The 10,950-nt window shown below is 44.3% G+C and carries 9 protein-coding genes and 1 tRNA gene; 4 read left to right on the plus strand and 6 right to left on the minus strand.

The features are described 5' to 3' along the window. Positions 1–35: 35 nt before the first annotated feature. Positions 36–818, minus strand: coding sequence for a 30S ribosomal protein S2 (rpsB, locus tag K1I56_RS05470; protein ID WP_003016971.1), 783 nt, complete (start codon positions 816–818; stop codon positions 36–38). A 253-nt stretch (positions 819–1,071) separates the two neighbouring features. Between rpsB and K1I56_RS05475 the strand changes: the two genes are divergently transcribed. Together K1I56_RS05475 and K1I56_RS05480 are read left to right on the plus strand one after the other, a co-directional pair. Next, positions 1,072–1,142, plus strand: a tRNA-Cys gene (locus tag K1I56_RS05475). A 143-nt stretch (positions 1,143–1,285) separates the two neighbouring features. After that, positions 1,286–2,044, plus strand: coding sequence for a hypothetical protein (locus K1I56_RS05480; protein WP_223325479.1), 759 nt, complete (start codon positions 1,286–1,288; stop codon positions 2,042–2,044). Between the two features lie 50 nt (positions 2,045–2,094). Here the strand turns inward: K1I56_RS05480 and nusG are convergent, their stop codons facing one another. From nusG to rpmG, 3 genes are all read right to left on the minus strand, one after another. Continuing rightward, a complete protein-coding gene (gene nusG / locus K1I56_RS05485; protein ID WP_003002077.1) occupies positions 2,095–2,631 on the minus strand; it encodes a transcription termination/antitermination protein NusG in 537 nt (178 codons plus the stop codon). A gap of 338 nt (positions 2,632–2,969) precedes the next feature. Continuing rightward, positions 2,970–3,146, minus strand: a complete 177-nt coding sequence (gene secE, locus K1I56_RS05490) for a preprotein translocase subunit SecE (RefSeq protein ID WP_003002261.1) — start codon at positions 3,144–3,146, stop codon at positions 2,970–2,972. Between the two features lie 9 nt (positions 3,147–3,155). Beyond that, on the minus strand, positions 3,156–3,308 hold the full coding sequence (rpmG, locus tag K1I56_RS05495) for a 50S ribosomal protein L33 (protein WP_003009043.1): 153 nt from the start codon (positions 3,306–3,308) through the stop codon (positions 3,156–3,158). Between the two features lie 144 nt (positions 3,309–3,452). Here rpmG and ypfJ point away from each other — a divergent pair, with 144 nt between their 5' ends. Then, the gene (ypfJ, locus tag K1I56_RS05500) at positions 3,453–4,364 is read left to right on the plus strand and encodes a KPN_02809 family neutral zinc metallopeptidase (protein ID WP_049492562.1); all 912 of its coding nucleotides are present in this window, start codon (positions 3,453–3,455) and stop codon (positions 4,362–4,364) included. 329 nt (positions 4,365–4,693) lie between these two features. On the opposite strand, the gene pbp2a is transcribed toward ypfJ, so the two are convergent. Further along, entirely contained in the window at positions 4,694–6,928 is a 2,235-nt protein-coding gene (pbp2a, locus tag K1I56_RS05505) for a penicillin-binding protein PBP2A (RefSeq protein ID WP_223325480.1), read from the minus strand. Positions 6,929–7,031: 103 nt separating this feature from the next. Between pbp2a and K1I56_RS05510 the strand changes: the two genes are divergently transcribed. Further along, complete coding sequence (locus tag K1I56_RS05510) at positions 7,032–7,895, plus strand: RluA family pseudouridine synthase (RefSeq protein ID WP_023919838.1); 864 nt, start codon at positions 7,032–7,034, stop codon at positions 7,893–7,895. Between the two features lie 468 nt (positions 7,896–8,363). On the opposite strand, the gene K1I56_RS05515 is transcribed toward K1I56_RS05510, so the two are convergent. Continuing rightward, complete coding sequence (locus K1I56_RS05515) at positions 8,364–10,814, minus strand: GBS Bsp-like repeat-containing protein (protein ID WP_223325481.1); 2,451 nt, start codon at positions 10,812–10,814, stop codon at positions 8,364–8,366. Positions 10,815–10,950: the final 136 nt, after the last annotated feature.

Genomic DNA, 10,950 nt, shown 5'->3' on the forward strand with positions numbered 1-10,950 from the left:
CCTGCCCTCTTAGGTTCGTTACTTATTGAATGAAATTAAGCGTTGTCGCCTTCTACAACTTCAACGATTTCTTCGATTGAATCAGCTTGACCTTCAGTAGCTGCCAATTCAGCTTCTACTGTAGCAACACTGTCTTCACCTTGACGTCCTTCGATAACAGCGTCAGCCATTTTCGCAGTGATCAATTTAACAGCGCGGATAGCGTCATCGTTCGCTGGGATGATAACATCGATATCATCTGGGTCAGTGTTTGTGTCGACCATCGCTACAACTGGGATACCCAATTTCTTAGCTTCTTTAACAGCGATTTGTTCTTTATGTGGATCCACAACGTACATTACGTCTGGGATACGAGGCATGTCTTCGATACCGCCCAAGAATTTTTCAAGACGAGCGCGTTGTTTGTTCAACAATGCAACTTCTTTCTTAGGAAGAACTTCGAAAGTTCCATCTTCTTCCATGCGTTTGATTTCTTTCAAACGAGCGATACGTTTTTGGATTGTTCCCCAGTTAGTAAGAGTTCCACCTAACCAACGGTGGTTGATGAAGTATTGACCTGAACGAACCGCTTCTTCAGCAACAGCATCAGCAGCTTGTTTCTTAGTACCTACGAACAAGATCACTGCATCGTTTGCAGCTGCATCACGCATGAAGTCGTATGCTTGGTCTGCATATTTTACAGTTTGTTGCAAGTCGATCACGTGGATTCCGTTACGTTCAGTGAAGATGTACTTAGCCATCTTAGGGTTCCAGCGACGAGTTTGGTGACCGAAGTGTACACCAGCCTCAAGAAGTTGTTTCATTGAAATTACTGCCATGAGTAGTTTCTCCTTTTTTGTTTTTTTCTCCTCTCTCAGACGTCAACTTGCAGCACGACCACAAGGGCAACGGTGCCACAATGGATCCGAGATGAGTATTTGCTGTCTTAGACAACTCTATAAGTATAGCAGAAATCCCTAGAATTCGCAAGCTATTTGAGAGATTTTTTCAGCATTCTTCATCTGTAATGATTTGAAGGAAAAAGTTTTTCTTGACCTATCTTGTTTTTTAGGTTACAATATTATATGTTACGGCGGTATAGCCAAGTGGTAAGGCACGGCTCTGCAAAAGCTTGATCGTCGGTTCAAATCCGTCTACCGCCTTGATAATAAAATTTTTTATCATCTTTTATCTTTTAAAAATTCCCCTAGCAATAGGGGATTTTTTGTTTCCATTTGCTCCATTCCTTGATTATTGATATAATAAAATCTCGCCTGATCGGCGAAGCACATTAGAAAGGGTCATTATGAAAAACATTCGTTTCTTTACGATCGGCCTTCTTTCACTAGTAACACTAGCAGCCTGCTCACCTGCCAATTCTGCGCAACCAGCAAAAACAGCTTCTAGTTCTAGAAAACCGATCAAACAATCCTCAACAAAAAAATCATCTAGTAAATCGTCGAGCACTTCTTCAGACAGCAGTAGCTCAGATGATTTTTCAGGTCGCTTCAGCTTGGATCCAGATGATGGCGCATCTCTCCAATATGTGCCAGGAGCTGCATCCATTCCTGAGATCGAAAAGCTCAAGAACCTCCACCCTACCACCGGTTTTGTATTAAGAACTGAAGATGGACAAGAGGTTGGTGGGCCAAAAGAAAGAAGCAGTTACGATGACGTAGTTGCAGCCTTTGGTCAACCCGTAAGTAGCACAGACAGTGCGAATCCTGGTGATGGAGTCAATGTTTGGGCAACAGACAATGGCGATATCATGGCTTTCTTCCGCAATAATGTGTTAACAGATATCACCTTCCGACTAAGAGGGGGCGATGCTAACCACCAGTCTACTGGCAGCATTTCCAAATCCGATACACCAAAAACGGCCCTCGAACGTCTCGGAAAACCCTATGCCATTATGCGTTCAGAAAATGGGACCAGCTATGTCTATAAAGATAGCAACGGAGATGAATCTAGCTTCTCTACACAAGGAAATAAGATCTTCAATGTTACATCTGCTGCAGAAACCAAGCAGTTAAAAAAGATCACCGGCCTAGATAAAAATCAATAACGATCCATACAAAGAACCCTCCAAGTTTTTCTTGGAGGGTTCTATTTTTCTTACAATTCAGCAATTTGGTTCAAATTCACTTCTGCAACCGTATCGTTACCGAACATAGAAATGACCATTTTCACCTTGTTGTTATCAATTTCAGTGATCTTACCAGTATAGTCTGTGAAGGCACCGTCGATGATACGAACCGTATCGCCCACCTTGACATCCAAATCAAACTCTTGAACGGTTTGACCCATAGAGAGCAAGATGCTGCGGATTTCTTCTTCCAACAATGGAGTTGGTTTTGAACGGTTCCCGTGTGATCCGACGAAACCTGTAACGTTCGGTGTATTCCGAACGACAAACCAAGCTTCATCTGTCATGACCATTTCTACCAAGACATAACCTGGGAAGCGATTTTCTTCGATTTCTTTGGTTTTACCGTTTTTCTCAACTTGTACGGTTTGAGTTGGAATCTCTACGCGCAAGATGTTTTCTAACATATTGTAAGTTTGCGCACGTTGCAAAAGATTCTCTTTTACCTTATTTTCATATCCTGAGTAGGTTTGTAGTACAAACCAGCCTTTATCAAAACTGTCCATTTGGGTATCCTTTCTTTCTGTTTAGCCTGCTCGAGCTTTTGTGAACATACTAAAAAAAGCCTCTTGGCTTTCCTTTTCCTAGCTTCATTATACCACATTTTGCAGGAATGCAAAGAGGTTTGCTGATTTATTTTTAAGAAAAGACTACAAAAAGTGGGAGTGGGAAAGAACTCCGACTGGTTAAAAAGAGTTCGTTTTCCCACCCCCGCACAGTTGATTAGGCAATCTTTGAAGCTTAAAAAGCGAACAAAGATGCCAATCAACCACTGCGTCTTGCAGTTATTCCTATCAAAAATCAAAGGCTGGACAGTTGTTGCCCAGCCTCCTGGCTTCTTTTCTTAAAAGAAATTGATCATGTGCAATAGGCCACGTGCAATGACTTTGTCGAACAAATAAATCAATGCAACAAAGAAAGCGGTGTACTCAATCACTGAGATAAAGTTTTTCCATCTTTCCTTGCGATTTGGCCAAGTTGTATCTTTTAGTAAGACGAAAATATCTTTAATGAATTTCACAACTCTCTCCTATCGTGTTTCTTTATGGATGGTATACTTGCTGCAATGTTTGCAGAATTTATTGACTTCTAGACGTGTTGGTTTTGGCGTCCCACTCAACTTAATGGAGTAATTGCGTGACCCACAAACCGTACACGCTAGACTTGCTTTTTTTAATGCCATAACGCCTCCGTTCACCCCATTATAGCAAGTTTTCCACGTTTTGACAAGAACAGAAAATCTCCTGTCAAGAAAAAAGCAAATCTAAAGCGTTATCACTCTGGTTTTTTCCTCATTTTTGGTAAAATAAAACAAAAGGAGACGAATATGAAAAGTGATAACCTAAAAGAAAGTAGAAATATCGAAGACCGTCGAGGGCAAAGCTACTCCCAATCTTCAGGAAACAGTAACCTTGGCGGGGGCATTTTACAGATCTTACTATCGCCCGGAAGCTTCAAGAGTAAGATCGTCCTCATCCTTCTTCTGGTTCTTCTAGGAGGTGGTGGCGCTAGTCTTGGTGGACTCTTTGGAAACGAGACTTCTCATTCTTACCAGTCTAGCCAGATCACGCGCACCAACAAGACCCATGTCGACGATGCAGATGCTGAGTTCGTCAGCAAGGTCCTTGCCACAACAGAAGATCATTGGCACAAGGTCTTTCAAGCCGAAGGACGGACCTACCAGGAGCCCAAACTAGTCTTCTATACCGGACGGACAAAGACAGGCTGTGGAGTTGGGCAAGCATCGGCTGGTCCCTTCTACTGTCCAACCGACAAAAAGATTTATTTGGATATGAGCTTCTACAAGGAATTAACAACCAAATACAAGGCTAGCGGGGACTTCGCCATGGCCTACGTGATCGCTCACGAAGTCGGCCACCACGTGCAAAATGAGCTGGGAATCCTTGGTAAATACCATCGGATGCAACAAGGTCTTTCTGAAAAGGAACGAAATGCCATCAGTGTCCGCATTGAGCTACAAGCTGATTATCTAGCCGGTGTCTGGGCCCGCTCCATTCAAGACCGAAACCTTCTAGATATCGGCGATATCGAAGAAGCCATGAATGCAGCCCATGCAGTCGGGGATGACACTCTCCAAGAGCAAGCCTACGGCTACTCGGTACCAGATAGCTTTACCCACGGAACTTCAGAGCAACGCATGCGCTGGTTCAAACGAGGCTACCAGTACGGGGATCTCCAACACGGCGATACCTTTAGCTTGTCAGATAGTGAACTTTAAACAAAGGTCTATTCAGAAATCCTTCTGAATAGATCTTTTAGAATATAGACAAATTGCATTTTACATAAAACAACTTAAGTGATGTTGAAAAATTAAAATAATTAATACTATTAGGATCATTTCAACAGAAACTTTCCGCCGTGAGAAAAGTGCTAGAAACACTAGTGTTTCTAGCACTCGGGAGTTTTGGAACCTTAGGTCCAAAACTAAGTCATGGAACTTCTTCGAAGTTCGCTGACGTCCGTACTCACCTAAGGAAAGTTTCTAAGAAGACTTTGTCTTCAATCTGCAAAAAACGATTCAGAAATCCTTCTGAATCGTTTTTTTGATTAGAAACCAAGCCAGCCTTTGAAGGTATCCCAAGCGTTTTTCGCTTTTCCTGGGATATCGGCTTCGTCGATTGCTTTTTTCGCATCATCGACCATATTCGACGCCTTTTCTTTGACATCCTCAAAGAAACCTTTGTCTTCTTTGCTATCTGTTTCTGTCGTTTCTTCTCCGACTGGCGCAATGCCATTTTCAGCATAAGAGTTCTTCACCGAGTCAAACTGAGTACCGTCTGTATAAGGCAGGACACTGTTGGCAACATTGCGGAAGATCTCGGATGCCGTCCCAGCACTACTGTCCGTCAGGTAGTGATTTTCATCGGTCGTTGGGAAACCAAGCCATTGACTGATGACCACATCTGGCGTGTAGCCGATCACCCATTGGTCTCCAGAGAGGTCCTTGTTAAAGCTGGTCTCTGTCGTACCGGTTTTCCCTGCCATGGTATAGCCATAAGGCGCAGCGTTCACCCCTGTACCATTACTGAAGGTACCAAGCATCATATTGGTCATCTTATCTGTCGTTGAACCACTGAGCACTCGGGTTGATTTCTGGCTATGGCTCTTGACCACTTGGCCACTTGCATTTTCGATCTTGGTAATGAGGTGAGCATCATTCATGACCCCGCCGTTAGCAAAGGTGCCATAGGCCTGAGCCATCTGCATCGGATTGGTTGTCACACCAGCTCCCAAGGCAACGGCAAGCGACTTGTCCACCTTGTCCATGTTGAGTCCGAATTTTTTCCCGTATTCAAAGACCGTATCGAGACCCAAATCATTAGCGGTCGCTACGGCTGGAAGGTTAAGGGATTCTGCTAAGGCCTGGTACATTGGTACCGTTGGGCTCGACTGGATTCCCGCATAGTTATTAACCTCATAGCTTCCATATTGGGTGGTACTATTGTCCAATTCCTTATTGGTCGACCAACCTTCAGCAACAGCTGGGCTATAGACAACCAAAGGTTTGATGGTTGAGCCTGGACTACGGGCAGCCTGGGTAGCGTAGTTGTAGGTACGGAAACCTGGATTTTGATCGCTTCCGACACGCCCTACGAGAGCCCGAACCCCTCCGGTCTTAGGATCAAGCGCTACACTACCAGATTCCGCGCGCGTGCCGTCTTCCGCTACTGGGAAGAGAGCTGTATTGTCATAGATCACCTGCATGCTTGCTTGGTAATTTTGATCCAGCTCAGTGTAGATCCGGTAGCCATTTTTGACAATATCTTCTTCGGTGAGACCGTATTCGTTGACCGCTTCATTGATGACCGCATCAAAATAAGATGGGTAGCGGTAGTCCTCTGACTTGCCTTCATAAGCATCGACAAGCTGGCCATGGATATCAACAGCAGCAGATTGATCGGCTGTTGCCTGGTCAATATAGCCGGCCGCTACCATATTTTGAAGGACCGTATTGCGGCGGTTGGTCGCATTCTCTACTGAATAGAGCGGGTTATAGATCTCCGGTCCCTTGAGCATGCCTGCGAGAACCGCTGACTGATCTAGGCTTAATTGACTGGCTGAAACCCCAAAATACTTCTTGGAAGCATCCTCAATTCCCCAAACCCCATTTCCAAAATAGGCATTGTTGAGGTACATGGTGAGGATCTCTTTTTTACTGTATTTCTTATTGATTTCAAGTGCCAGGAAGAATTCCTTGGCCTTGCGCTCCACCGTCTGGTCCTGGGACAGATAAGCATTTTTAGCTAGCTGCTGGGTGATGGTCGATCCACCACCTGAGCGACCCAAAGTCAAAATGGCTAAGAAGAAGCGACCATAGTTGATCCCACTATTCTTGTAAAAGCTCCGGTCCTCTGTTGCGACCACGGCATTTTGCAGATTCTCACTAATGGCATCGAGTTCGACGTAGGTTCCTTTTTGTCCGGTCAAACTTCCAGCCTGGTCCCCATTCTTATCATAGATAATGGTCGTGGCCTTGAGTGCATTCTGCAAATCCTTGACGTTGGTCGTCTTTGCGAGATAGAAGAGATAGCCCCCTGTCAAGAGACTAAAGCCTAGTCCAATGATCAGGAGAATCTTGGTCAAATGGAATCGGCGCCAAAAACGACGGAAGGGGTGCTGAGAGAGAGGCTTGCTTCTGTGCTTGCCTGAGCGACTATAAGTTGGCTCCACTGTCTCTTCCGGCAATTCCGTGTCGGGCACTTCTTCTGCCACCGCTTTGGGCGGATGATCCTTTCTAAAAAAAGTGATCAGGTTTTCAAATAATTCTTTTATTCTATTCATACCTGTTATTGTAACACCTTATCCTTGTCCTAGCAAGAAAAGATAGCTCCTCGCTATTTCTCATTTAGTTTTCTTTAAGCTTAGATTTTGCTACAATAGGGTCATGAACTATCAATTTACCATTCCACAATCCTTTCCCCAAATGACTGTGAAAGAGCTCCTTGAAGACTACTTCCTCATCCCCCGTAAGATCCGGCATTTTTTACGGGTCAAAAAACACGTCTTGGTGAATGGAGAGACCATCAACTGGCAGAGCCCCGTTCAAAAAGGGGATCAGATCCGGCTGATCTTTGACGCAGACGATTACCCTGAAAAAGAGCTCCCAGAAGGAGACCCCAGTCTCGTCGAAGAACTCTATCAGGATGAGCACGTCATCATCGTCAATAAGCCCGAAGGCATGAAAACCCATGCCAACGAACCGATGGAAATTGCTCTTCTCAACCATGTTTCCAGCTATGTTGGATCCACCTGCTACGTCGTGCACCGGTTAGATAAGGAAACCAGCGGAGCGATTTTATTTGCCAAGAATCCTTTTATTCTGCCTATACTCAACCGAATTTTGGAAGATAAAAAAATCCAACGCGAGTACTGGGCCTTGATCCAAGGAAATTTAGCGCAAAAAACTATCGTCTACAAGGATAAAATCGGACGCGATCGCCACGATCGGCGCAAGCGCCTGGTCGATCCACGAAAAGGTCAGTATGCAGAAACTCAGGTGACGCAACTGAAAAAAATCGGGCGAAACAGCCTGGTCAAATGCCAACTCAAGACAGGGCGCACCCATCAGATCCGGGTCCATCTCTCCCATCATGGGCACCCGATTGTCGGGGATCCTCTCTATAACCCTGCACGCGGAGAGCGACTCATGCTCCATGCCCACCGCTTGACCTTCACTAATCCATTAACGCTTGAAACCATACAAGTTGAGGCGCCTTCCAAGAGTTTTGAAGAAGGATTGGGAGACTAAAAAAGAAGCCACAGGATTCTTTTAGATTGAAGACAAAGTCATATTAAAAACTTTCCTTAGGTAAGTACGGACGTCAGCGAACTTCTACGAAGTTCCATGACTAATTATTGAGCCTAAGGTCTCAATAATTCCGAGTGCCTGAATCGTTATTGTTTCAGGCACTTTACTCACTGCGTAAAGTCTCCAGTCATTATCGAATAATTCAAAAGATAAAAATCATTTAAAACAATTGACAGAATCTCTCATTTTATTTTAAAAACTTATCTGCATTCAAAAAAGAAGCCACAAAAAGAGGCTGGACAAAAACTGTTCAGCCTTTTTATATTTGATAGAAATAACTGTATGACGCAGTGGTTGATTGGCATCTTTGTTCGCTTTTTAAGCTCCAAAGATGACCTAATCAACTGTGCGGGGGTGGGAAGACGAACTCTTTTTAACTAGTCAGAGTTCTTTCCCACTCCCTTTTTATTATTGATAGCGAGGGGTTGCAAATCCACGGATATTGCCATGTCCGATTCGGTAGGTATTGCGACGGACTTGGTTGTTGGAGTTTCCTTCAATGGTATGAATGATCCCATTTGAGACGCTCTCGACAATTCCTATGTGATCCGCAAAGCCATTATTTTGTTGGCTATTTTGATCCCAGTTAAAGGTGATGATGTCCCCTGCTTTTGGTGTAGTGGTACCATCTTCATTCCAGATGCCCAAGCGTTTGAAGATCTGGATGTGACGTTCGACTCCACATTCACGGCCAATCAAACCGCTCAAACCTTCCCGCTGGAAGACTGTTGTGACAAAGATATCACACCAGTCATCGGTCGTCTTCACTGCATAACCAACCGGAAGTGGTTTAACACTGTTATAATCATTGACCAATTGATGGTGAGCTGCAGTGCCGCCACGAACACCCACTAGACTAGCTGCTGCCCGTAAGACACGGTCCCGTTGTCCATTCGTTACACGAGGACTAAAGGCAGTTTGATCTACTGTCGCACGGGGATGAAGGGCTGTTTGACCAAGGTTAAAGCCTTCAACGCCACCATCGACATAATCCACATAGACGTGAGTGGTATAGTTACCTGATTGGTACTGGTGATTTGCTGCAGAGACCTGCACTTCTGTATGCATTCCAGAAGGTGCTGTTGAATACCAGAAAAGATTTTCTTGGTGTGCTTGAGACCAGGCTGCGACACGGATGTTCTTAATCCGACGACCTTGAGGCGCTTGATCCACCGTTACTGTATAGGTTCCAGCACCAGAATTGACATTCTTGATCCCTGTTTGTGTCTTCGTCTGAGCATTTCGGAATTCAACTTCTGTAGTCGTTGAACCAACACCCACACGAGAACCATCATTTTGAATATAGTAAAAGTGAATATGGTACTTACCAGTAGAGTTCTTATGATCGCTCGCTTTTACAGATACCTTGTAATCTCCGTTCGCTTGACGAGTCGCTTCATACCAGCGAATATCGTCTTGGCCATCCTTATCAGACCAAGTAGGAACTTGCACAGTCTGCACCCCTTTAGGGCTATAAACATCCTTGATGATGACGTCAAAGGTACCCGCATCCTTGTTGTTGTTTTGGATTAAGAGACTAGCAGTTGGACGTGATTGATTTTTGTAATCAATAAAGGCTTTCTTGACAAACTTGTTTTGGCCTTTGGCATCTACATAAAAGACTTGCGCTTCATACTGGCCATCAGCGTTTTCGTGGTCACTAGCTTTGGCTGTTACAGTATATGAACCGTCTGCTTGACGTGTCGGAGTATACCAGATGATATCTTTCATCCCATTGGCATGAGACCAGAATGGAATCTTCACTTCTGTATAACCATCGAAACCTTGAAGGTTCTTAGCTGTAATAGTGAAAGTCCCGTCTGACTCTGATTTTGTAATGGTCAGATCAGCAGATGGTTTAGAAGCTGTGTAATCAATAAAGGCTTTCTTGACAAACTTGTTTTGGCCTTTGGCATCCACATAGAAAACTTGCGCTTCGTATTTGCCATCAGCGTTTTCGTGGTCACTGGCTTTAGCTGTTACAGTATAAGAACCGTCTGCCTGGCGAGTCGGAGTATACCAGATGATATCCTTCATCCCATTGGCATGAGACCAGAATGGAATCTTCACTTCCTTGTAGCTGTCGAAGCCTTGAAGGTTCTTAGCTGTAATGGTGAAAGTCCCGTCTAACTCTGATTTCGTAATGGTTAGATCAGCAGATGGTTTAGGAGCTGTGTAGTCAATAAAGGCTTTCTTAACAAACTTGTTTTGGCCTTTGGCATCCACATAGAAGACTTGCGCTTCGTACTTACCATCAGCGTTTTCGTGGTCACTGGCTTTGGCTGTTACGGTATAAGAACCATCTGCTTGACGACTTGGAGTGTACCAGATGATATCCTTCATCCCATTGGCATGAGACCAGAATGGAATCTTCACTTCTTCATAACCATCCAAGCCTTGAAGATTCTTAGCTGTAATGGTGAAGGTGCCGTCTGACTCTGATTTTGCAATAGTCAAATCTGCGGAAACTGGAGATTCCTGTTGAGGAACACTCTCATTTCTTGCTGCTACCACTCGTGCGCGTGCGCCATATGGTGCGCGACTAGCTACCACAGCTGGTGCTGGTTGCTCTGATACAACCTTGTCGCTAGTGCCCTTGTCAGAAGACTGGTTATTGCTAAGAGTCGGTGTGATAGGTGCTGCCTCTGTTGCAACGGTATTTTCTGTCTGAATACCTTTCTCAACTACTACTCCTTCGCTCAAGGTATTCTGTGCTTCTGATGAAGTTGTTGCAACGACAGCTGATGTATTTTCTGGTGTTTGATCAGACGCATGTTGCTCATCGGCTTTGACTTGTTGTGTCGAGAAAGCCAACAAAACGGCTGTCCCAGCATAAAAAATAAGATCTTTCTTTTTCATGTATCTTCCTTACAATTTTTTATACGGATTGTACCCACATAGTAGTATTATAGCACAAACCGCCGGATCAAGAAACAATATCATTAGAAGATTTTATCCTGATTTTAAAGAAAACAGAAGGCCAATTTGGCCTTCT

The organism is Streptococcus parasanguinis (assembly GCF_019929185.1).
Taxonomy (GTDB): domain Bacteria; phylum Bacillota; class Bacilli; order Lactobacillales; family Streptococcaceae; genus Streptococcus; species Streptococcus parasanguinis_O.